The organism is Candidatus Nitrospira nitrosa (assembly GCF_001458735.1).
In the GTDB taxonomy this organism is placed as follows: domain Bacteria; phylum Nitrospirota; class Nitrospiria; order Nitrospirales; family Nitrospiraceae; genus Nitrospira_D; species Nitrospira_D nitrosa.
On record NZ_CZQA01000013.1, the window covers coordinates 40873 to 64491 of the forward strand.

Annotated in this window: 21 protein-coding genes; 15 read left to right on the top strand and 6 right to left on the bottom strand. The window is 56.1% G+C overall.

Translation table 11 applies throughout. The annotated features are described in order from the left end of the window. Positions 1 to 12: 12 nt before the first annotated feature. Both COMA1_RS18865 and COMA1_RS18870 read left to right on the top strand, forming a co-directional pair. A complete protein-coding gene (locus COMA1_RS18865; RefSeq protein ID WP_090751086.1) occupies positions 13 to 315 on the top strand; it encodes a putative quinol monooxygenase in 303 nt (100 codons plus the stop codon). A gap of 39 nt (positions 316 to 354) precedes the next feature. Continuing rightward, on the top strand, positions 355 to 1311 hold the full coding sequence (locus COMA1_RS18870; RefSeq protein WP_090751087.1) for an aldose 1-epimerase: 957 nt from the start codon (positions 355 to 357) through the stop codon (positions 1309 to 1311). Positions 1312 to 1381: 70 nt separating this feature from the next. On the opposite strand, the gene COMA1_RS18875 is transcribed toward COMA1_RS18870, so the two are convergent. Continuing rightward, on the bottom strand, positions 1382 to 1639 hold the full coding sequence (locus COMA1_RS18875) for a hypothetical protein (protein ID WP_141654422.1): 258 nt from the start codon (positions 1637 to 1639) through the stop codon (positions 1382 to 1384). A 30-nt stretch (positions 1640 to 1669) separates the two neighbouring features. Here COMA1_RS18875 and COMA1_RS18880 point away from each other — a divergent pair, with 30 nt between their 5' ends. The 7 genes from COMA1_RS18880 (at position 1670) to COMA1_RS18910 (ending at position 11957) form a co-directional block, all read left to right on the top strand. Beyond that, entirely contained in the window at positions 1670 to 2713 is a 1044-nt protein-coding gene (locus COMA1_RS18880) for an alpha/beta fold hydrolase (protein WP_090751089.1), read from the top strand. Between the two features lie 235 nt (positions 2714 to 2948). Continuing rightward, positions 2949 to 3383, top strand: a complete 435-nt coding sequence (locus COMA1_RS18885) for a hypothetical protein (RefSeq protein ID WP_090751090.1) — start codon at positions 2949 to 2951, stop codon at positions 3381 to 3383. Then, a complete protein-coding gene (locus COMA1_RS18890) occupies positions 3380 to 4045 on the top strand; it encodes a methyl-accepting chemotaxis protein (protein WP_090751091.1) in 666 nt (221 codons plus the stop codon). The genes COMA1_RS18885 and COMA1_RS18890 overlap by 4 nt, the downstream gene beginning before the upstream one ends. Before the next feature lie 2 nt (positions 4046 to 4047). Further along, positions 4048 to 4791, top strand: a complete 744-nt coding sequence (locus tag COMA1_RS18895; protein ID WP_090751092.1) for a methyl-accepting chemotaxis protein — start codon at positions 4048 to 4050, stop codon at positions 4789 to 4791. Positions 4792 to 4800: 9 nt separating this feature from the next. Further along, positions 4801 to 5592 (top strand): type IV pilin protein, encoded by a 792-nt coding sequence (locus COMA1_RS18900; protein ID WP_090751093.1) that lies wholly within the window; start codon positions 4801 to 4803, stop codon positions 5590 to 5592. A 21-nt stretch (positions 5593 to 5613) separates the two neighbouring features. Then, the gene (locus COMA1_RS18905; RefSeq protein ID WP_090751094.1) at positions 5614 to 9798 is read left to right on the top strand and encodes a response regulator; all 4185 of its coding nucleotides are present in this window, start codon (positions 5614 to 5616) and stop codon (positions 9796 to 9798) included. Then, the gene (locus tag COMA1_RS18910; RefSeq protein ID WP_090751095.1) at positions 9795 to 11957 is read left to right on the top strand and encodes a putative bifunctional diguanylate cyclase/phosphodiesterase; all 2163 of its coding nucleotides are present in this window, start codon (positions 9795 to 9797) and stop codon (positions 11955 to 11957) included. The genes COMA1_RS18905 and COMA1_RS18910 overlap by 4 nt, the downstream gene beginning before the upstream one ends. Positions 11958 to 11986: 29 nt before the next feature. Here COMA1_RS18910 and COMA1_RS18915 read toward each other — a convergent pair whose 3' ends face one another. Continuing rightward, a complete protein-coding gene (locus COMA1_RS18915) occupies positions 11987 to 13240 on the bottom strand; it encodes a lactonase family protein (RefSeq protein WP_176698186.1) in 1254 nt (417 codons plus the stop codon). A 150-nt stretch (positions 13241 to 13390) separates the two neighbouring features. Between COMA1_RS18915 and COMA1_RS18920 the strand changes: the two genes are divergently transcribed. Next, positions 13391 to 14215: a Rossmann-fold NAD(P)-binding domain-containing protein gene (locus tag COMA1_RS18920; RefSeq protein ID WP_090751097.1), complete on the top strand. Its 825-nt coding sequence runs from the start codon at positions 13391 to 13393 to the stop codon at positions 14213 to 14215. Here COMA1_RS18920 and COMA1_RS18925 read toward each other — a convergent pair. Continuing rightward, positions 14190 to 15686, bottom strand: a complete 1497-nt coding sequence (locus tag COMA1_RS18925) for a CPBP family intramembrane glutamic endopeptidase (protein ID WP_090751098.1) — start codon at positions 15684 to 15686, stop codon at positions 14190 to 14192. The genes COMA1_RS18920 and COMA1_RS18925 overlap by 26 nt on opposite strands. 141 nt (positions 15687 to 15827) lie before the next feature. Between COMA1_RS18925 and COMA1_RS18930 the strand changes: the two genes are divergently transcribed. Together COMA1_RS18930 and COMA1_RS18935 are read left to right on the top strand one after the other, a co-directional pair. Next, positions 15828 to 17006, top strand: coding sequence for a pyridoxal-phosphate-dependent aminotransferase family protein (locus tag COMA1_RS18930; protein WP_090751099.1), 1179 nt, complete (start codon positions 15828 to 15830; stop codon positions 17004 to 17006). A 3-nt stretch (positions 17007 to 17009) separates the two neighbouring features. Then, positions 17010 to 18218, top strand: coding sequence for a metal-dependent hydrolase family protein (locus COMA1_RS18935; protein WP_090751100.1), 1209 nt, complete (start codon positions 17010 to 17012; stop codon positions 18216 to 18218). 13 nt (positions 18219 to 18231) lie between these two features. Here COMA1_RS18935 and COMA1_RS22245 read toward each other — a convergent pair whose 3' ends face one another. Further along, positions 18232 to 18870, bottom strand: a complete 639-nt coding sequence (locus tag COMA1_RS22245) for a DnaJ domain-containing protein (RefSeq protein ID WP_090751101.1) — start codon at positions 18868 to 18870, stop codon at positions 18232 to 18234. 312 nt (positions 18871 to 19182) lie between these two features. On the opposite strand from COMA1_RS22245, the gene COMA1_RS18945 reads away from it, so the two are divergent. The 3 genes from COMA1_RS18945 (at position 19183) to COMA1_RS18955 (ending at position 20918) form a co-directional block, all read left to right on the top strand. Then, entirely contained in the window at positions 19183 to 19869 is a 687-nt protein-coding gene (locus tag COMA1_RS18945; RefSeq protein ID WP_090751102.1) for a DUF6573 family protein, read from the top strand. Between the two features lie 246 nt (positions 19870 to 20115). Then, positions 20116 to 20394: a type II toxin-antitoxin system TacA family antitoxin gene (locus COMA1_RS18950; RefSeq protein ID WP_090751103.1), complete on the top strand. Its 279-nt coding sequence runs from the start codon at positions 20116 to 20118 to the stop codon at positions 20392 to 20394. Then, complete coding sequence (locus COMA1_RS18955; RefSeq protein WP_090751104.1) at positions 20391 to 20918, top strand: GNAT family N-acetyltransferase; 528 nt, start codon at positions 20391 to 20393, stop codon at positions 20916 to 20918. Before COMA1_RS18950 ends, COMA1_RS18955 begins: the two co-directional genes overlap by 4 nt. Positions 20919 to 21217: 299 nt before the next feature. Here the strand turns inward: COMA1_RS18955 and COMA1_RS18960 are convergent, their stop codons facing one another. Both COMA1_RS18960 and COMA1_RS18965 read right to left on the bottom strand, forming a co-directional pair. Beyond that, positions 21218 to 22645, bottom strand: a complete 1428-nt coding sequence (locus COMA1_RS18960; RefSeq protein WP_090751105.1) for a hypothetical protein — start codon at positions 22643 to 22645, stop codon at positions 21218 to 21220. A gap of 2 nt (positions 22646 to 22647) precedes the next feature. Continuing rightward, positions 22648 to 23577 carry an ABC transporter ATP-binding protein gene (locus COMA1_RS18965; RefSeq protein WP_090751106.1) on the bottom strand — a complete coding sequence of 310 codons (930 nt, stop codon included), beginning with the start codon at positions 23575 to 23577 and terminating at the stop codon, positions 22648 to 22650. Between the last annotated feature and the right edge of the window lie 42 nt (positions 23578 to 23619).

The window sequence follows — 23619 nt, forward strand, 5'->3', positions numbered from 1 at the left end:
AGGGAGAATCCCATGACCGTCGATAGCTCTCTCCGTGTGATTGCTCGAGCTCACGCCAAGCTCCACCACGTGGCACAGGTACGAGAGATCCTGACCGCCTTAGTCGATGTGACTCGCCGAGAACCCGGCTGTCTCAGCTACGAGCTCTTGCAAAACCATGCCGATAAGACGGAATTCGTGTTTATCGAACAATGGGCAAGCGCTGCAGCAGAACAAGCGCATTTCATGACGCCCCACCTATCGGCGGCGCTGCAACAATTGAGCGGTCTGCTGGCCTCAGAACCTCAGATCTGTCGATACGGCGTTGTCCGATAGTACCCACGCAAAACCGTAGCGGCACGGAGAACCAGGACGATGGCATCCATGACAGCGGACACTGAGCGTACGCTCTCATTTCAGAATCAACGAGCAGTCGTATCTCCTTGGGGCGCGTCCTTACGCAGATACCTTTTCATTGATGCAGATGGACGGGAGATCGATATTGCCTGGGGCTATTCCGGCGGTAGCGGAAAGCGAGGGGGGCAAGGCGATGTCCTGATCCCCTTTCCTGGCCGCATCGGCAATGGACGGTACTCTTTCGACGGCCGAACATTTCAGCTGGAATGTAACGATAAGGAAGGCCCGAACGCCATTCACGGTTTTGTTCGCAACCTACCTTGGCACATACAGGAATCTCATCCGAACCGCGTCGCATTTGGGGTACGTCTCGACGCCACAACATATGCCGAGCGGGGCTACCCCTTTTCCCTTCGGATCCTAGTGACGTATGAACTGAACAAACAGGGCCTTGGGTGCAGGTTTTCCGTGACGAACGTTGGTCACAAACCTGCACCGGTGGGCGTGGGATTTCATCCCTACTTCACCGTCGGCACCGGCATCATCGACGAAGCGGAGGCACAGATCCCCGGCACCGGATTCTTGGAATTCAACCAACGGCTCGTCCCAACTGGGACGATCTATCCCGTACAGGATACGCCGTGGGACTATCGCCGGTTTCGCCCGATTGCACAGCAACGCTTCAACCATTGCTACGTCAACTTGGAGCGTGACACCGAAGGAGTCGCCATGGCCGCTCTTCGTCATGTCCCAAGCAACCGAACGATCACCATGACGATGGACGCGGCTTTTTCCTCAGTGGTCGTCTATACGGGAGATGCCATTGCGGACGCCCCGCGTGTTGCGCTGGCCATCGAACCGATGACCTGTGCAAGCGACGCATTCAACCATCCGGAGTGGGGGCTCAAGCGCCTAGCTGCTGATGAAACTTTCTCCGGATGCTGGGGTGTGGATGATTCAAGTCGCCGAGGCTAGCACCGGATATCTTCACGTGCGGAGAGAAGTCAGCACGTCCGGCGGATGAAGCGTCGCAACGGAGTATGACTTAGGCCGCTTTTCGAAAGGTGGGAGACTTTCTACCGACGAGATCGCGCCAGAGAAGACTGAGTTTGAACTCCACTTCATCGAAGGAATCCCCTTGTGCCGACTGATCAGGGTACCCCTGCAGATACCCACGCCACTTGTCTTGATCCAGTGAGATCACAAATCGGGGTGTATCGATGCGGGGTTGTTCGGCTGCAGATCGCTCGACGCGAGGAAGTTCGCGCGGACTTTTCGCGAACTCTTGGCTCTGCTGCCGCACTTTTATCTGCAGCTCATCGAAGGAGGCCGCATGCACTTCGCGCTGCGGATTGCCTTCTGGATGTGCAAGCCATTTCTCCTGATCTTGCCGAAACACCCAATTTGGCCGTTCCATTCCGGTAAGCATAGCGAAGCCGTCGCAATCCGACCAGTACTTTTTCAATTCTTGCACATGAATAGGAACGACCCGAATCCTCCCAGCACAACGGCCTGCTCCTATGGGCAGGTCTCGGCCAATCAGCTGTCCTTTCGAGTCGCCATGGCGGGAACGGGAGAACGGCTGGTGCTCTGCCTGCATGGTTTCCCAGAGTGCGCGCGTTCATGGAGATACCAGCTTCAGCCGCTGGCAGAAGCCGGCTATCGAGTTTGGGCCCCTGATCTCCGTGGCTATGGTGGAACGACCCGTCCCGTTGGTCTTGAGGCCTACGCAATCGAGTCATTGCTGGAAGACGTCAGCGGACTGCTGACGGCCGCAGGGACCTCGGAGGCCATCCTGGTTGGACACGACTGGGGAGGCATCATCGCCTGGTACTATGCCCTGCGGCACCCGAACCGCATCAAAGCTCTTGTGATCTTGAACGCCCCACACCCGGCCTGCTTCGAGCGGGAACTCAGGCACTGGCGACAAATGCGCCGCTCCTGGTACATGGGGATATTTCAGATTCCTCGACTTCCTGAAGCCGTGTTGTCCATGGGACAGGGGTACGTCATCGGAAAAATCTTCGAGCGTATGGCGGTTCATCGCCAGCACATGCCAGACGACATCGTTACGCGCTACCGGCAACAGGCCTGCACGCCAGGCGCCCTCACTGCCATGCTGAACTACTATCGCGCGGCAATTCGCGGGAAAGGGGCGCTGCGTCAGCGCAAGGGAGGCTATCCCACCATCAACATTCCCACACTTGTCATCTGGGGACTCCAGGACCAGGCACTTGTGCGTCACAATCTTGATGGGTTAGGACATTTCGTAAGCAACCTGACTGTAGTCCCAATAGCCAGTGCAGGCCATTTCGTACATGAAGACGAGCCGAACCGTGTGACAGAGGAGGTAGTGGCCTGGCTGCAGAATCTATGATCTGATTCATTGCGTCCCCGACTCTTCCTCCTCGACGCTTGGTTCCCTCAACGACTTCTGCTTGAGAGCCGCGAGTACCACATCCCCATTCGTTTCTCCCACAACGCTCCTATCACCAAGCGTATTCGCATTCTCTAACCTGCGAGAAATGATCAAGTTATTGACGAGTCAGCCGAACAAGATACGATGCCATGACAAGGCTTTCGGGATGTCTTCCCAAGAATACGGGGCACCTATGAAACGAATGGGGATTGCCACAGCTCCGCCTACTGAGCAGCCTTCCAATAAGTCCACCACGACCTTGGTGGTGATCGGTGGCCTGCTGTTGGTCGGCCTGATCTACAGCATCGTAGCCCGTGACCCGGCCGTCTCTTGCCCGAATGAGTTGATCGGTGCCTGGATCACCTCGGCGAACGGATACGAGAACAGCATGCTGGTATTTACCACAAACGGTGTGTCGTTCAGCGTCGGATTCGAACATCTGGATGCGCAAGCCATGCGGCGCATCGACATGAGTACAGAAGGACCTCGCACGTTGTACACAATCGTCTACGGCGATTCTCGAAGCGACGAACAGACCTTGTCCTTCTACTATCACACCAAAGACCACACCATCACCTTCAAGAACCAGGCACATCTCGTCTGGACGCGACAAGCGGTGGAGTCATGATTGGTCTCTTTCAACGGAGACAGTTGTTCGTGCATCCCGTCCAATACTGGTGTATTGGGACCACGCTGGTCTACGTGGCTTGTCTGTTGATCACGCTGTATGCCGTGATCTTTCTGCCGATGGTACAGCCGCTTTACGACCCATCCGTATCCTGGGAACAGCATGCGCAGGTGGCGTCCCAGTTTCTTGAGCTCCATTCTCGGATCTGGCCCTGGCTGATCATCACCTTCCTTGCGTTGCTCCTCCACTCCCTGTATTTCATGCACCGCATTGCCGGGCCACTGTACCGCTTCTCTACCCTCTTTCGGTCGATCGGAAGCGGCGATCTGCATCAACGGGCACGGTTACGCAAACACGACTACCTCCATCGGGAGGCACAGGCATTCAACACAATGCTGGATAGTCTTGAAAATCGGATCCAGACCATCAACCTCCACTCAGCGCTGGTCACCGAAGCCTATGAAGCGGTGGCGATCCACGTGCAGGCACAGGCACCCGGGCAAATCACATCCGCGCTGCAGACACTCGACGAAGAAATTCGCCGATTCAAGGGCTGCCTGGCAGACTTCGCGTTGAAGATCGAGAACATGCCTGAGCAACAACAGTTCGAATTTGGTGAGTCCGCTCAAAAAGACTTACCAGCGATCAGGAAGGCTGCCTAATCATGGGGCAACCACTTCGCGCGACCAACACATCGAAACAGGACCTGGAGCCACCGGCGGATCAAAGCCCTGTAGGAGAATCTCCACGCCAGCCTCCCACGCTCACCGTCGTACCAGCGGATCGGATCGATCCAGAATCTCAGACTGATCGTCCTCACTCGAGGCGTTGGATCAACATGGTGCACCCGCTGCAGGTCCGCATGCTGAGTCAGGTCATCATCTATTCATTGATCATCTTCCTGTTGTTGGCCATTCCCGTGTTCAAACCGCTCATGCAAGCACTCGATAATCCCGCGCTGTCATGGCAAGAGCGAGCCGTCGTCGCCAACGATCTCCTCAACCTCCACTCCAGATTCTGGCCATGGGCGCTTGGTGCCGGCCTCGTGGTCGTGCTCCATTGCATACACTCCATGCGGCTGATGCATCGGGTGGCCGGCCCTCTCTCTCGACTTACACATGTGTTCCCTCAGATCGGCAACGGCAACCTGTGCGTTCGCACCACCTTGCGTCAGGGGGACTATTTGACCCCGGAGGTCGACCTGGTCAATCACATGACGGCTCAGCTGCACTCGAAGATCACGGCGATCAAACACATGCAGGTCCTCCTGGCGCTCGATGCCACCCGGATTAGGGAACTGGCTCTGGCGAAAGAGGATCCTGCCTTGGCCACCCTCGCAAAGCAGATGGAACAGAATTTATCGGGACTGAAGTCCTCTTTGGATACATTTAAAACTCATAGCGGTTAGACGATCACCATGAAGCACGAGAGCACATTCATTCTGGGGATACCCTCATTTCGTACAACCCGACGGTCCCGATCGTGTCTCCGGCATGCTGGCGGATTTAGTCTCATTGAACTCATGCTCGCCGTCTCAATCATGGGCGTTTTGGCCGCTCTGGCCGTCCCGAATTACATGGATTTTATCGAGAAGGCACGCGTGGCACGAGCCATCTCGGAACTGCACGGTCTCGCCAAAGACATCAAAGGATTTGCCTTGGCGGTCGGAGCTTATCCGAATAGCCTCGCAGATGTCGGTCTTAGCACGAGGCTGGATCCCTGGGGGACTCCCTATCAGTACTACCGCATCAATTGCGGGACGACTGATGACATCACCAGCCTGGCCAAACTGAAATTGCGGCAGAAGAATAATTCACGAACGGTTCCCGCCGGCTACTCATTTTCAGCAGACAGTCAATGGCTTGTCTCGTTGGCCATCCATAATGGACAGTCTCAAGGTTACCTGCATCTTACTGCTGCCGGCGGCAACGGGGGTGGAGGCGGGAATAACAGCGGAAGTGGTGGGGGGACAAGTGCGGGCAATAGCGGGAGTACCGGAGGAGGTGGCAGTACCGGGGGTGGACCGCCCTGCGGAGGCGTGGGAGGAGCCAGGAAAGACCGGTTCCTTGTTCCGATTAACTCGGACTTCGACATGTACAGTATGGGAAAGAATCTCGATTCAGTTGCCTCGTTGAACCCACCGAAGAGCCAAGATGACGTGATTCGCGCAAGCGACGGCGGATTTTATGGCCTGGCTAGGAACTTTTAGCGTATTGGATCCATGTAGACGATGCTGCCTCATTCCCTCTTTCACAGTCGCATCGGACGCCGTATTCTCGGGCTGTTCGTCCTCTGCGCGCTGGTTCCAACCTCCCTCCTTGGATGGATGTCCTACCGCCAGGTCACCCAGGAACTGATCGTCCAATCAGCCGCCCGGCTCAAGCAAGAGAGCAAGTCCCAGGGAATGGTGCTCTATAATCATCTTCTCACCCTCACCGCAGACCTGAGCCGAATTTCGAGGGAGCTGCCGCAAGACGGCACGGTGACCGAAGAAGTTGCGATCACCACATCAGTCAAGGAACTGGCTCATCGCTTTCGTGACGTACGGCTCACTCCCGCTACAGGTCCTCATCGACGGGAACTCACACAGTCTCAGACTGCCCATCTCCAGGAGGGCAAATCATTGCTCGAGGTCTCTCCCGCTCCCGATCAGCTGCCGCAACTGACGCTGACTCGTCTCGTCAATCCCGCGCACTGGGAAGCCGGGTTGCTCTCCGCACACCTTGACGGTACAGAGCTATGGAGCACACAGGTCAAGGAGACGTTGCCGGGCGATACGGATCTCGTCGTCGAAGATGGCGACCGTCATGAGCTCTACTCGACCTTTGGGAAGCCAGTCGTACTCCCGGACTTTCGTCGACATGACAGCGCCGCTCCCATGGGCAACGGGATGATATGGCAATTAGACACCCACGAGTATATCGCCGGGGCCTGGTCGATGCCGCTCCGTCATACGTTTCTGGTCGAACCATGGACGATTGTCCTCAGCCAAACGCGAGCCTCGGCCTTGGCACCAGTCGAACGATTCCGCCACACATTCTTCCTGGTGATCGCGTGCGCATTGAGCGCTGTCGTCCTGCTCAGCCTTGCTCATATCCGACGAAGCCTCAGACCGGTGACATTGCTGAAAGAGGGGACCGCGCGTCTGGCCACCGGAGATTTCTCGACCCAGGTGACCGTTCAGAGCGGCGATGAATTCGAGGAGTTAGCTGATTCGTTCAACAGCATGACGGACAAGCTGAATCAACAGTTTCACATGCTGGAGACGCTCTCGGCGATCAGCCAGGCCATTCTCTCGAGCCATGAGCCGGCCACTATGGTAAAAATCGTACAATCCCGCATCACGGAAAGCATCGCCTGTGACGCCGTGGGAATGACGCTGCTCAATCCCGAAGAGGCCGGCCCCACTGAATTGTCCGTCCGCTACATTCAGCGCCAATCAGACGAGACGACGATCTATCCATGTCAGCTTTCCGAGGAACATCTGGCTGCCATGACGGCGCATCCTCACCACATGGCGGCACCAGCGACTGCGCTCCCCTCTTATCTGTCTTTGATGATGCGACCAGGCCTCTCGCTCTTCATCATATTTCCGATCATCGTGAACGAGCGTGTCAGTGGAGCATTGGTACTCGCCTATCGCCAACGGAAGTCTCCGCCTGCTCATGATGTGACCTATGCTCGCCGGCTGGCCGACCAGGTGGCCATTGCGTTGGCGAACAGCCTGGCGATTCAGGCACGTCTGCAGGCCCAGTCGGAATTGGTTGGGGCGGTGGATGCCAAGCAGCAGGCGGAAGAACAGGCCACGCTCCTTCAAGCGACGAATCAATCATTGGCCACAAAGGAGGAACGGCTACGCCACCAACAGAGTGCGACGCTGGCCCTGGTCCAAGACCGCACGGTGTTCGAGGGATCACTCCCCGTCACGGCGAAGCAGTTGACGACTATCGCGGCACAGGCGCTGCTCGTCGATCGAGTCAGCGCCTGGATTTATGACGAACAGACCCAGTCGCTCTACTGTCTTGATCAGTATGATCAGGTCGCCATGCAACATACGTTCGGGCAAAAGCTGCTCCGTGGACAATACCCACACTATCTATCAGCCCTTGACCGGGGACAGCTTATAGCAGCGGCACAGGCGGTCCAGGACCCGACCTTTCAGGAGCTGGGTCCCGCACTCCTCTCGCCGAGCCGGATCGGAGCAAGGCTTGATGCTCCGTTTCACACACAAGGCAAGCTGGCCGGCGTCGTCTCAATTGAGCAGATTAGCTCCCCCCGGGACTGGGCATCCGATGAACAGCAGTTCGCCCAAGCCTTGGCAAACTTCATGACGTTGGTGCTTGAGGCCGCACGACGTCGTGAATCCGAAGAAGCCTTGGCCATCGCGAAACTCGCGGCCGAAGATGCGACAAAGGCCAAGGCTGAATTTCTGGCGAACATGAGCCACGAGATCCGAACCCCCATGAACGGCGTCATCGGGATGACTGAGATCCTGGCTCGCACACCGCTCTCAGAGACCCAGCGCCACTACGTCGAGACGATCTACAACTCCGGCGACACCCTCTTGACCCTGATCAACGATATCCTTGATTTTTCCAAGATCGAGGCTGGCAAACTGGAGATCCAATCAACATCGATCGACTTGCGCGAAATCGTCGAACGCACGGCGGAACAGTTGGCGGAACGGGCCCAACGAAAAAGACTCAACCTTCTGGTTGACTATCCCCCCTCCGTTCCAAGCACAGTGAACGGAGACCCCATCCGCATCCGTCAAATCATCACGAACTTGCTTGGCAATGCCATCAAATTCACCCTGGAAGGTGAAGTCATCCTACGCGTGACCCTCGAGTCTCCGGCATCCGGACTGAACGAACCGGCCCGAATCAAACTCGCCGTCATCGATACAGGCTCCGGTATCAGTCCGGAAGGACAGGCAAAACTCTTTCAATCCTTTTCGCAGGTGGATGGGGCCTCGACGCGCGTTCACGGCGGGACGGGCCTTGGTCTGAGCATCTGCAAACAGCTTAGTGCATTGATGGGGGGAACCATTGGTGTCAGCAGCATGATCGGTCAAGGCAGCACCTTCTGGGTCATACTTCCGTTCCTGCTTCAGTCGGTTGCGCCCACGTCCACCGACACCGATGCTGCATTTGGAGATCTGTGCCTATGCACAGCCGTCGATGCCTCTTCGACTCGCCATGTCCTGGCACAGTACTTTTCCTCCTGGGGTATTTCCCCACACATGGCCGACAGCGAGGGTGAGTTCCTCGAGCACATCATGACGGGGCTCGCAGCCGAACATGGGCCGGTCATCGCAGTGATCGATGAACGCTTCGACCAAATGCCCGATACGCAAATCGTCCAGACCTTGCTCTCCGACCCGACACTACAATCCGTCAAGATCATCCGACTTGTCTCGCTCATCAGGCGAGCAGATGTTGAGCAGGATACCCCATCGGTTCACATGCACTATGTGACCAAACCAATCCGGTTCCACGCACTGTATCACGCCTTAGGCAACGCGCTCGCCGACGAGGCGATCACTACGCAACACACGCATCCGGAGCCGGCAGCACCGACCTTATCAGGTCATATCCTCCTGGGAGAAGACAACGCGGTAAACCAAGAAATCGCCCTGCTCATGCTCCAAAGCATGGGATGTACCGTAACCGTGGCTCAGAACGGCCGAGAGGTCCTCGAGCATGCCCAACGATCCCACTACGATGTGATCTTGATGGATTGCCAAATGCCGGAAATGGATGGATTCGAAGCCACCACGCGAATCCGTGAATGGGAGCGGCATGAATCACGAGCCCCGATGCCGATTATCGCCCTCACGGCCCATGCGACGCCAGGCGATCGTAAACAGTGCCTGGCCAAGGGGATGAACGATTACATCGCAAAGCCCTTCTCGATGGAACAACTACAGACCGTCTTGACCACGTGGCTCTCCTCCAGTCCTACGACCGACATCCAACAGCTGCCGGCTTCAAGCCAATCCAGCCTCAGACCTTCCATACCCAGCGCATCGGCCTCCGCCCCAGATTCAGACGCCACATTCATCGTTGATCGAAACGCCTGGAAATCGATTACAGGCCTCCAACGACCGGGGAACCCGGATGTGTTGGCCCAAATCTTGTCACTGTATTTGGCTGATTCCCATGAGGTGGTAGCAACGATCCGTCAAGGCATGGCCAACGAGAATGCACAGGTGGTGAGCCAGGCAGCCCATAGCCTTCGATCGAGAAGTGCGATGCTCGGGGCCGTCTCACTCTCCAAACTTTGCCGTCAGCTCGAAGACCTCAGTCGCCAGGGACAGCTCACGGAAGCCGAACCATTGGTAGACCCACTGAGCGAGGCGTTCGCCCACGCCAGCCAGATCTTTCAGGCCGAGCTTGAGAGGAGACCCACATGACCAGCTCGATCCAACCGTCTCTCCCGCTGGCGCTGATCGTCGACGATGATGCCACCTTTCGCATGCTCTCACGTATGAGCCTTGAACAGGGCGATCTCCGTGTCGAGGATGCCAGCAGCGGGGAAGCCGCCGTCGCATTCGTCTCGTCCACAATGCCCGATATCATCATCCTAGACTTGCAAATGCCCGGCATGAATGGATTTGCCGTGTGTGAACACATCCGTCGGCTGCCGCACGGAACGTTCGTGCCGATTCTCATCATGACCGGCCTCGACGATGTCGACTCAATCGCACAGGCTTATGAAAGGGGCGCTACCGACTTTATCGTGAAACCCTGCCATGGGCTCATGCTCAGCCAGCGAGTTCGGTACATGTTGCGCGCCAGCCACACGATGGGTGCCCTTCGCACCAGCGAATCTCAATTGGCCCAAGCACAACGGATCGCTCGCCTTGGTGGTTGGGAATGGGATCCGGCCAACGATCGGATGGATCTTTCGGAAGCAGCCTGTCGGATTCTTGGAGCCCAGCCCGGCACCATCGACTCCACACACTCCACGTATCTGGCCTGTGTCCACGACGAAGACCGAGAATTGGTGAGCCAAGCTCTCCACAGGACGATCGCCGACGGAACAGGAGTGGATATGGACCACCGGCTCATACCTCGCGACGGCGTAAACCGCGTAGTCCATCTTCTGGGTGAAGTCATGACGGACAGCAGCGCGCAGGCTCGCCGCCTCATTGGAACGGTACAGGATGTCACCGATGCGCGGGCTGCTGAAATGAAGATCTATTTCATGGCGAACTACGATAGTTTGACACATCTTCCCAACCGAACCCTCTTTCTCCATCGCGTCGGTCAAGTCCTGACATCCGGCACAGGTAGCCGTGGTGCGGTCTTCGTCATAAGTTTGGATCGGTATCACCGCATCTGTGATCTGCATGGTGCTCAAAGCGGAGATGACTTCATCCGAGAGGTAGCCACACGGCTGCAACAAGTTCTCGCAGCGAACATCACGGTCGCCCACCCCCCGGGTGCCGATCCGTCGATACTGGCACGCCTCAATGATGGTCAGTTTACGCTGTTCTTAGCCAATCTCGCCGTGCCGGAGGATGCGGCTCGGGTCGCCCAGAATTGTCTCGAGGCACTGCGCATTCCGTTTCAGATTAAATCGGCCAGCGTGGTGCTCTCGGCCAATATCGGAATTGCGATACCTGGTTCCGACGGCACCGAGGCAGAACAGATCCTACGCAACGCCGGCACGGCCGCTCAGTCGGCCGCACGGAACGGTTCCAACGGCTATCAGTTCTACTCTCATACGATGAATGTCTCGATCGCCGCTCGAGTCAATCTTGAACAAGACTTACGCACCGCCGTGTCTGAAAACCAGTTTATTCTGCACTACCAACCGCAGGTGGACATTCTTTCCGAAAAAGTCATTGGGTTTGAAGCGCTGATCCGATGGCAACATCCGACCCGCGGGCTGATCTCCCCTGCCGAGTTCATCCCGGTCGCGGAAGAGGAGGAGCTGATGATCCAAATGGGCGAATGGGTCATCAAAAGCGTCGCGCAACAACAGCGGATCTGGCACAAAAACGGATTGGCTCCGACGACTGTGGCGATCAATCTATCCGGACTTCATTTTCGACAGCCCAACCTCGCCAGCCGGGTGAAGTCGCTGGTCTACACGGAGGGTGGTAACCCGCAGGATATCGAGTTGGAACTGACCGAAAGCGTGCTCATGAGGGACGCCGCCTCAACAACCACCCTTTTGCAGGAACTCAAGGCGTCCGGCTTTCGACTCGCCATCGATGATTTTGGAACGGGCTACTCCTCCCTTGCCTATCTGGAACAGTTCCCGATCGACACGCTCAAGATCGACCAGGCCTTCATCAAGGATCTCAAGCTTGGCAAGGAGGATTCACCGATCACGCGGGCGATTGTGGGCATGGGGCGTGCGCTCAAGCTGCACATCGTCGCCGAAGGGGTGGAAACCCACGATCAACTGGCCTATCTTCGACTACAAGGCTGTGATGCCTATCAAGGGTATCTCTTTAGTAAACCCGTGCCCGCGCAACAGCTCCAGTACCTGCTACGGGACCGTTTTTCGGATGAGGGATCCCGGACCAGGGATCGATCGCGAACTCGGTTAGCGAGCTGAGTGAAGACCTTCCCACTGCACCGCGTCGCTCAGGACGCTGGTCCAAGCGTGGCAATGGCGGAAGGCGTATTCTCCGCACGAAAGGGATTCCCCAGAAGCTGCGTGACGGGCACCAACGCACCTGTTCCAGAGACGATCGTGTAGGCCGAGATCGTGCCTCCTGAGACACTGGTGGCACGATTCGCCACATACAAGAACAGTCCGTCCGGAGAAACCGCAAGCGCCACAGGATTCGACCCTGTGAGCGTGGGAATAGGATTTTGGCTTGCCCCTACGGCCGGCACGAGAGTCAGTAAACCACTGCTCCCTATCGCAAACACCGATACACTTCCTCCTCCATTGGCCACATAAAGATGAGCCCCATCGGCTCCCACCGCAAGACCGTTTGGAGTCGTTCCACCTGTCGAAACTGGATTGGAACCGGTCGGTGGAATCAGTGTGAGCAGCCCGGATGGTTCAACTCGAAACATCGTCACGTTGTTGGACGTCCCGTTGGTCACATAGAGAAACTGTCCGTTCGGGGAGAGCCCGATCGCCGTGAGCCCTGTCCCACCTGATGAAATAGGATTCGTACCCGGTCCAGCCGGCGGTACGAGCGTGAGTATCCCGGACGCATCGACCTGAAATACCGTGACCATGCTGGAGGTACTGGTGGCAACATATAGAAACCGCCCATTCGGAGTCATCGCCAATGCAATCGGCGAGGACACCCCTGCACCGACCGGCTTGAAAGGCCCCTCCGCTTGTGGAACAAGCGTCAGCACTCCGGCCGTGCCTATCTTAAAGACGCTTACATTATCTGATCCACTGTTCGCCACATACAGGAATTGAGAATCTCTTGAGATCGCAAGGGCACGCGGGGCTGTGCCCACAACAACCGGATTGGGATTTCCAGAGTTCGAGTCTCCAAGCAACAACGTACCATTGGTGCCAACCCGGAAGGCTGTCACTTTGTTCGTCTGGCTGTTGGCTATGTAGGCGAACAACCCGTTGGGGGTTGCGGCGATCGCCGACGGAGTCGGAACATCGGGGAATGGAGAACCGGCAATGGCCGCGAGCCCCCCGGTCGCCTGGTTCACGGTGTATCCGGACACACTATTGGATCCACTATTGGTGACGTAGACGATCGCACCTGTCGTACGTTCTCCTCCGATCGCACCGAGTCCACCAAGCCCACCTTCCCCTCCATCACCACAAGCAGACAGAAGCACCAAACACGGAAGGAGACAGACGACGTGCGATCGTCTCAGCCGTGGTGTGTTCCGCTGGCTTTCCTGAAACATACTGTTGTTTATACCACTCCCTCTTAATCCCTCACAACACTGCAATCGAAGCACGTATTCGGATGGATCATGCGCGATGACTTTTTCATTGGACTCGGATGACAGCTCACTGGCACACTGCCTGCCAATCAACAGGAAGGATTCTCTGCCTTGCATCACTCACTCACTATTCTTGGGTCAGGCTACAGCTCCAAGTTTTTCCTACCACTCGCCACGCAACAGTACGCACAGGTCTTTGCGACCAGTCGCGATCCTGATCGAAACCTCGCAGACTTGCGTGCGGAACAACGAATCAGGTTCGACCTTGCACGGCCTGAGACCTGGCAGCTGATTCCTCCCGCAACCGATCTCCTCTGGTGTTTTCCCGCCGTCCCGATCGAGTTCGTTCAACAATTCGCTGATACCGCATCGTTGCGAACCCGTCGGCTGGTGGTACTTGGCAGCACCTCCGCCTACGTCGATTCCCTCTCGACCACCTACCCACCCCCTTGGGTTAACGAAACAGCCACAATTGATCTTGAGCAACCTCGCGTACAAGGTGAAGAACTTCTTAGAACCTCCTATAACGCAACTATTTTAAGAGTCTCAGGGATCTATGGACCTCGCCGCAGTCCCATGAAGTGGATCAGAACCGGCAGGGTCACCCGTTCACGAAAATTCGTCAACCTGATTCATGTCGAAGATCTTGCAACGACCTGCCTCGCAGCCATCAGGCAGGGTGAGGAAGGTACGATTTACAATGTCAGCGATGGAACTCCCAGGACCTGGGATGAAATCTGCCGGACCGTTGAACGACGATGGGCGGTTCGATCTTCGGTCTCTCCTGAGCCACAGCCGATGGGAAAACGGATCGCGAACCAGAGACTGTGCGAGCTACTGAAAGCAGATGGGGTGAGTCTCCGCTACCCCGACCTCTACCAAGCGCTTGAACGGATCGAGGAAGTTTCTCTCAGCGAAGCAGAGCCATCACGGTAAGACAGACCAGCAAGTTGTTTACGGCATGGGCCACCATGCCGGGGATGAGGCTCCCCGTTCGATCATAGATCCAAGCCCAGAGGAACCCACTCCAGAGGACGCTGATAAATCCCAACAAACTGTAGCCATGAGCCAGTGCAAAGATGGTCGCGCTGAGTAATGCGGCGGGAAGAAACGTGAATCGCCGGCGGAACATCGCAAAGAGAAGCCCCCGAAACACAATCTCTTCAAAAATCGGCGCGAGAATCACATACTCAAGCAAACTGGTGGCGAGCATGGGCGGAGTCGCCCACACCAAGTCCTGATCGAACCATTCAGTCCAATGATTTTCAAGCTTCAGATACTCTGCGGCTTGTCCCAGGCCCCATTCACCCCAAAGTGCAGCTGCAACCACGGCAAAGATGATGCAAACCAGTCGCCCACGGTCGCCACGATCGAGCCGAAGGCCAAATCCCTGCCAGAAATCGAGACCAGCCGGCTTGAGCAAACGCACATAGGCGATCAGCAGCAGCGGAAGATTCGCGAGAGGAATAGCCAGTGCACGCAATGATCCCTGGTTCAGTGCGGGTGTAGACAGGAACGCGATGGTCATCAGCGCGCCCAAGGCGCCTCCCCGGAGAATCACTGCAGCAGCCGTCCCTCCAGACCACGGCGGAGGCACCCCCGGTGAATGGAGCTGGAGTACATTCAGCCGCCGGTCTTGCAATCGAATGATTCCCAACAGGATCACCGACCCAATGGCAAGACAGGTCAACTCACTGATCATCAATGGACGAACCCATCGCTGAACCTGCTCTTGCTTCATCTGACTCTGTGTCTCGACGGTCGTCAGGAGCGCATGATCACCCGCCCGTCGTGCCAGCCTCGCAGCCAGATGGTCGTAGAACCATCCGCTCGGCAACGTCTCTGCCAGTATGGTCTGTAGATTTGTCTCCTGGGCCAGTGAAAGTGGGACCGTATCGTACGCTGCGACAATCAGCGATCGAAAAGACTCGGCGGATGTTCCACGATCATGCCATCCCTGGGCTTCGGCAAGCGCCTCGGATTCACGACTGGATTCACCAAGGAGAATCGCCAACCGAAGCTTTGCCGATGGATCATCAGTCGTCGCGATCAGTTCCTGATACCACCTGACGGCCTGACGAGAGGCTTGCTCCTGATTGTCCATCGTCCATTCCGCCAACCATTGCATCCATTTCGGGGCACGGTGCAGGCCATCTTGGGCTTCCATCATCCGACTGACCATGAGGTCAAGCGCGCGCCCTGGATCCTCGAATCGTTGAAGTTTCGGAACGGTCAGGGACAGCCAGAGGATCCCTGCAAGGGAGGCCAACAGGACTCCAGCACAGATCGCGCTTACGAAACGCGACCATCGACTGTTATATGGGAGCGGAGAGGCCGCTGAGACCGCTGACTGACCGGCTTCTGGAATCCCTCGTAGCTGTCCAATTGAGAGTGTCTGTTCATTCATGGTGGCCGACTATAGCACGCCCCCTCAACCGCCCGAATCCCCTCTAATTGGCTAAGAGCCGCGTGTGGGAGAATTTCTCGCATAGCTATGTCTTCTCGGGTTGGCTATACTAACCACGCGACAATTCAGGAGGCTTTGACCATGCAGGGCTTTCTTGCCCCACAAAGACTGTTGTTAGGGCCTGGTCCCAGTGCAGTACACCCTCGGGTGTTGCGTGCGATGTCGACTCCGCTGATCGGACATCTCGACCCGATGTTCTTAGGCATCATGAATGACATTCAGACACTCCTCCGTCGAGTGTTTGCAACGAGCAACCCCTTCACCATCGCCGTCTCGGGAACCGGATCGGCTGGGATGGAAGCTGCGATCGTCAATATCGTTGAACCAGGGGACCGTGTCATTGTGGGGATCAATGGGGTCTTCGGCACCCGACTGGCCACCATCATTGAGCGTTGCGGGGGAAATGCCATTCGCATGGAAGTGCCGTGGGGTCAGGTGATTGAACCGGACTCGCTTGCGGCGGTACTCCAACAATCCGGCCCAGTGAAGGCGGTGGTGCTCGTCCATGCTGAAACCTCGACGGGGGCCTGTCAGCCGATCGAACCGATGGGGACATTGTGCCGTCAGTCCAATACACTGCTGATCGTCGACGCCGTCACCTCCCTTGGGGGAATGCCGGTCGAAGTCGATCGATGGGGGATCGACGTCTGCTACAGTGCCACACAGAAATGTCTCAGTTGTCCGCCGGGTCTGGCTCCGTTGACACTGAGTCCTCGCGCCCTCTCGGCGCTAAAGGCTCGGCGTTCCCCCTGTCAGAGTTGGTATTTTGATCTATCCCTCATCGCCGATTACTGGGCAGAGCAGAGTCGCGCCTATCACCATACGGCACCAATTTCGATGATCTATGCACTCCGGGAAGCGCTACGCCTTATTGAGGAGGAGGGACTTCCAGCGAGATTTGCCCGCCACGAGTTGAACGGCCGTGCACTGATTGCAGGATTAGTGGCGCTCGGCCTGAGCCCGTTGCCGCCTCCAGATCGGCGACTTTCAACCTTAGTGTGCGTGACCCTTCCTGCTCACATTGATGAGGCAGCGGTGCGGGCCGAGTTACTCCGGCGTTTCGGTATTGAGATCGGTGGTGGGCTGGGACCGTTAAAGGGGAAAGTGTGGAGGATCGGACTCATGGGAGAATCATCGTCGGAGGCGAATGTACTCACCCTCTTAAATGCCCTTGAAGAAATCGGTATTCGAAGTGGCTGGGTATCGACACCTGGTGCCGGGCTCCAGGCTGCGACTCATACCTATAGCGTGGGACGGTAGATCGTGACCATCGCCATTCAACAGGTACGACTCATCGATGGAACAGGTGCGGTACGAGACCGCATGACGCTCCTCGTACGGGGCACCAAGATTGTCGCTGTCGGTCCGAGCAACGATGTGAGCATCCCGAAAGGCGCGACCCGCATCAACGGCCGTGGCCTGACCGTGATCCCAGGACTCATCGATTGCCATGTGCATCTCTGTTTAGGCGGAGAAGCGGATGTGGTCAGTGCTCTGGAGTCTGAACAACCCTCCTACACCCTTCTCAAATCGGCCAGACATGCACAGGCAACGATTGAGTCAGGATTTACGACCGTGCGTGATGTAGGATCCCGTGACCATTCTATCTTCTCCCTGAAACAGGCCATTGAATCAGGTCTGATGCCTGGACCGCGTATCGTCGGGGCAGGGCTTGCTATCTGTATGATCGGTGGCCATGCCCGGTTCATCGGCCAGGAGGTCGAGGGAGTTGACCAGGTGAGAAAGGTTGTGGCTGAACAGGTCGCCGCCGGTGCAGGGGTCATTAAGGTCATTGCTTCAGGAGGCGTACTCACCCCCGGCACTTCACCAGACGATGTACAAATGACCGCAGAAGAACTCGCAGCCGCGGTGGATGCCGCGCGTCAGGCTGGGAAACCCGTGGCCGCCCATGCCCACGGAGCATCAGGAATGAAGCATGCGATCCAGGCCGGTGCACGCTCGATTGAGCATGCCACATTATTGGATGAGGAGTCCGGCGCGCTGATGAAGCGCCATGGCGTTTATATGGTTCCGACCCTTTCCGCCTTAGCCACAACGGCAGCTTGCCGACCTAGCTGCGGTATTCCGGAAAGCGCGTTGGCAAAAGCCAAGGCGATGACGAAACGCCACAAATCGTCCTTCAAACAGGCCTATGACAACGACATTTTCATCGCAATGGGCACTGATGCGGGAACACCGTTCAATTACCATGGAGAGAATGCACAAGAGCTGGAGCGCATGGTCGCGCTGGGCATGTCCCCGATGGACGCCATCATCGCCTCGACCGCCACGGCAGCGCGCTTAATCGGAATCCAAGACTCCGTCGGGACTCTGACGCGTGGAATGGAAGCTGATCTTGTGATCGTGAAAGGAAATCCACTTCGACGGATCGAGATCCTTCGAGACCGGGGCAAGATTGTGGGTGTCATGAAGGCCGGCAGGTTCGTTGCGGGACAGCTCGCGCAAACGTGAAGCGATTATCCCCTTACCGTCTCTCGTAGAATAATTCCAGTGCCGACGCATATCCGTGGATCCGACCCTTGCGAAAACTTTCCTCCAGTCGAGAGCGAAGCGAGCGCATCCCTCGGTCATCGCTGCGCTTGGCAACGCCTTGAGACACCAGCATTTCGGCGGCCACGTCGATGAGCCGTTGGCTCCGCAGATGCATCTCTTTCGTCACAATCTCGTTCATGATTTCAGAGGCCCGCGATTGCACGATCGGCTCCAGAAATGAATCGTAGCCCTGCGCAGCCACCGTACGTTGTCGGACAATCGCAAGCTCCGCCTTCACTCGTGAAACATCTTTCATGAGGATCGAGAAGAACTCCTTTCGACCTTCATCAAACAGTTTAAGTTCTAGGTCCTGAAGAATAATGCCCGGATCAACAGCTTCGGCACGGGGCTCATTCCCCCAGGATAATCGATCATAGGTTCGACGTTTCTCCACATCGCCGACGACCTCGTAGGCAACGTTGATTTCTCTGATGCGCTCTTCAGCATCGGCCTTCTCAGGGTTCCTGTCGGGATGGTGCTCAAACACCAGCTTCCGATAGGCCTTCTTGATGTCCTCGTCAGAAGCTTCTCGGGAGACGCCCAAGATACGATAGTAGTCAATTCTCGCCATGGCGGGACTATAGCACGGGGGTTTTGAGCCCTTCACCTTCACAAAGAACGAAACGGTTTGTCCGGTTATTGGGTCTATTTGGCCTATCTCGTTACGTGCACTCAGGCAAATGGGGCCAGCGACCTCTCGATTGTTCTCATTGGTGGGCCATTGGCAGCACTTGTTTGGGAGTCAGGGCTGATCGATTTATTAGAACACCAGCGATGTCGCCATGATCTATCAGATTGAAGTCATTGTGTTTTTTCTACGAAAGTCCACCGCCCATCCGGGTCGCCCCTTGACTTGCGGGTGTCCAGGATTATCTCCCCTACCATGGATACAACGCGCACCCCACGAATCCTGACCCATGATGAGCGAAAGGCTGCAGACGCGGCTTTTGCCGGCCGCCCATTGAATCCCACTTGGTCTGAAGCGGCCAAGCGAGTCTACGAAGGCCTCATCCACGCGCTTCCGTCTGTTCCGGATGAGCCTATTGTCGGACGGGATGAAAACAGCCCAAGCAATCAAGTTCAAGCGGAGTCTCCAGTGACGGTTCCGACGGTAGAGGAGCCGAGGCCTGAACAGCCGGTAACACCTGAGAATCAACTGCAACCAGTCACCGATGTGTCAGCCAAGCAGCTGACCGCCAACCGTCAACAGGCCATCCAAGCCGGATTGTTGATTGATGTGTCGACGGACGCGCAAAAACTCGGCCTGACGTTCCCGGTCACAGTAACAAAGCCGCTCTGGGAGATTGGGATTGCCCCGAGTGAATCGATCTCGGATGAAGAAAAAGCTCAACGGTTGCGCGATGTCTTGATGGCCTTTCGCCTCCGTATCGCGAGCCAGACAACACTGTCGCCCTTGATCGACTTCCCCGCGATGCTCGCGCTTCCCCCAGGCGAAGTGCCGCAGCCAGTGCCACTGTTCGCCTTAATCCAACCGGACGAACAGAACCGCGCGGTAGCGACTTTATTACTGCCGAACGAAGTCTCGGCCACGATCATTCCGATGAACTGAGCAATTTGGGTAATCCCTCTACGCGAACTCATTCTCGTCCTGCCGTGCTTAGGTCAAGGCATTCGCCAGCAAGCCGGCACTGAATTCCCGACTGTCCAGTCCCAAAATTAGCCCCCGTTCAGGTGAACCTCCAGCCCATGCTCTTGCCGACTCTCGCAGATAACTGTACTCATTCAATGCTCACGAGTTGACATCAGCTCGACACCCGAGTACCCTTTCAATAAGTACACCAACAGGAGAGAAGCCATGCCCCGAGTCGCGATAGACGATAACAAGCGAATGAATCTCCGGGTGCTGCCTGAGCAGAAGGCCACGCTCGTGCGGGCGGCGGCATTGAGAAATACAGACCTGACGGATTTCGTGCTGCAACCGGCCTTACGCGAAGCCAAACGGGTGATCGAAGAGGCCGAACGCACCAGACTGTCGAAGCGGGACAGCCTCATGGTGCTGAAGCTGCTCGAAAAACCACCTACTCCAAACGCCAAGCTCAGGAAGGCCATCGCCTCATTACCGAAAGCCAAATGACCATCCCGGCCTGGCACGAGGAGCCAATCGCGAAACACCACGACCGCAAGGCATTTGACTGCGGCGATGCGGCCATGAATGAGTTCCTGCATCGTTACGCCCGCCAAAGTCACGACGCCGGCGGGGCGAAAACCTTCCTCGCGATCAATAATGCCGACAACACAATGGTCCTTGGCTTCTATAGCCTCGCACCCGGCGCGCTCGCGTATGCAGATACGCCGGAGATGCTACGGCACGGCCTTGCGCGCCACGATGTACCAGGCTTTCGGCTTGCACGTCTCGCAACACAGTTCCAGCTGCAGGGGAAGGGCTTGGGCGGTCAGCTACTTGCGGCAGCGGGCCGTCGCTGCCTGCGCGCAGCGGCCAACGTCGGAGGCGTGATCCTCATCATCGATGCAAAGAACGACCATGCCGCGAACTGGTGTGCCGCTTACGGCGCAGTACTGTTAGCCAATACACCGCTCACGCTCGTCATGTCCCTCGTGACGATTGCAACCGGATTGAAGGCCACAGGTCGGCGATAACGCAGGTACGCAGAATGATGTGGTTAGGCGCAGCATACTGAAACATCGTCACCTGCCCCGTTCGATCGGTGAACATAGCCAGATTCTCCACCGCGTCATACTCGTAGCATTCGCTCCGTCCCAACGAGTCCGTCCTCGTTCATACCAACAAGAGAACACATCAGATCACAATGAGATTCTGAAACCAAATTCGACGGCGATCTGGCGCCGCATTACTACAGTTAGGTATCTGACTCCTCACCTTCTGGCATCGTGAGCATCACGAAAAGTTTTACCCTAGAGAAAATAGGATCGCAGTACTATGCAGCAGCTGGGCCAATTGCTTTTTCGTTCAAGCGAGAGCGAATTGCATAAAAGAGGGCGAGGATTGCAATCCCCTGGACAACGAGGCTCAAAGCGAACGGTGCTAATTCTACTTGGTCGTTCGCCATTGACCCAAAAGGTGTCAAATAGACCCACTGTTGTTGAGACTTCGGTAGAGTCAAAACAATGAAATAGTACAATCCGATATAGAGACCACCGGCAACCAACGGCTGCTTAAACCGGTAAAATTGGCACCACTGAAGAAATAAACTATCTCGCATGGCAAAAAGAGCAACGATAATGAGACTCATGGCTACCCGTTTCATCCCCTCCATGCCAGACCCGGCATCACCGAGCAGCGAAAGATTTGCAAGGCCGTACAACGAAATTGCCACCAAAGCCACTACGGCTACCCACGGCCACGATATGCCATCCTCTGCAAATATCGCCCATGGCCGCCCTCGTGTACTTCGCCACCATTCCCGCAATCGTTCAGGCGGAGTCAATGCCATCACACCAATGACATATAACAGAACGGCGTTGAGCAAAAAGACCAGCGTCATGATAACACCTGGAGACTGCGCAGGGGCATCGAGAAATGCATACAATATCACATTGCAAAATGTGGCGAATCCAATTAGCTGCATACGAGATAGCAATTGGATGTTTTCCGGCTCCTTTTTGATATTCCGGAACAGCATAATGAAGATCCATGTTCCGAACGTCGTATACAGGATACCAGCTGCAACTGCGACTGGAATGGGAAAACCGAACAGCACTGCATCACGGGCATACACATCTCTCCCATTCCCCAACAATTCAGCCACGACATAAATAGGACTGCCCCCTGCTAGTCCCGGTAGTGGGCTCGAACCTAATCCAGGGAGCAATGAAAGTATAGACAAAGGGACAAACGCCAACGCGAATCCCGTCTGAAGTTTGTCTGCGAGCATCGAAGACAACAGGGCAACCAACGACAGGAACAGTGCCAAGAAGAACAGGAACACATAGACACTCACAACCTTTATCGGTTCGTACCCCGCCGCCATCCCACTAAGCATCCCAACAGGAATTGTTACTCCAACCGCCACATACCCCCGTAGAGGAGCCCCATACAGCATTCCCCATATCAACTCTGATGCCGTCAACCGCGTGGTTCTCCAAAAATCGAAGGTCTGAAAGATTCGCTCACGCACCAGCGCTTGGCCACAAGAGTAGATACACCAGAGGCCGAATCCGAAGAATTGACAGATGATCAACAGATGAAAGAAAAGAAGGTAAAGCCCCACGCCCACTTGTTCCCTGGCAGCCAGGTCATAGGTCACCGCGCACAACACCAACGGAATGACAACGGCAGCAATAGCGCGTGACGGTCTGAGTAGACCTCGCCTATGACGAACCCATTCGGGATTGGCCCAAATCATCGCTACATCACCCCATGCTGAGACACTTTCATATAGACGTCTTGCACTGTTCTCTGATGCTCCGAGACCGACACCACCTTTACCCCTTGCTCAACCAATGTGCGCAGCACAGCCGATACCTCGTCATCGGTTCCATGACATTGCACCCGGACCTCTTGTTTGCCCGTTTCGCTAACCCCGTTGTACCCTAATCGGCTCAATACCGCGAGGACATGATCGAGTTCGGCGTCGATCCACCGAATCTGAATCAGCCGCTCCGTATCCAAACCCTTTACCATGGCAGAGACCAGGCCGCTTTTCACAAGTTTCCCCTGCTCCATGATTCCGATAGATGTACATAGTCCATCGAGTTCGGCCAGAATGTGGGATGAAATCAAGATCGTCGATCCTTGACGCTGCAAAGCTTGTAGTATGTCGCGTAGAGTCATCCGTGCCTTTGGGTCAAGCCCTGAGGCTGGCTCATCGAGAAACAGCACCTTGGGGCGGTGGAGCATGGCCCGGGCTAATCCGAGCCGTTGCTTCATCCCACGGGAGAGGCCATGGATCAACTCCTGTTCCTTCGCTTCTAGACCAGCTATGTCGATGACCTCCCGAATGCGTAACGCAATCTCACCCTTGCGCATCCGATAGGCATTTGCAAAATAGTCAAGATATTCCCAAACTCGCAGATCGTCATATAGTGCATAGATGTCCGAAAGATATCCAATGTGTTGTTGGGAAATTTCTGGCATCTGTTGCACATCAACATTGGCGACCTTGATATGCCCGCTAGTTGGAGCCACGAGTCCACACGCCATCTTGATGGTAGTGGTCTTCCCTGCTCCATTCGGCCCGATGAGCCCAAAAATTTCCCCCTGTGGGATTTTGAGCGTCAGTCCCCCAACTGCGGTAAACCTTCCAAACTCTTTTCGTACTGACTCAAATTGGATCATAGACTTCTCTACTGCTCACCTAGGTGTCTTCGCTTATCACGA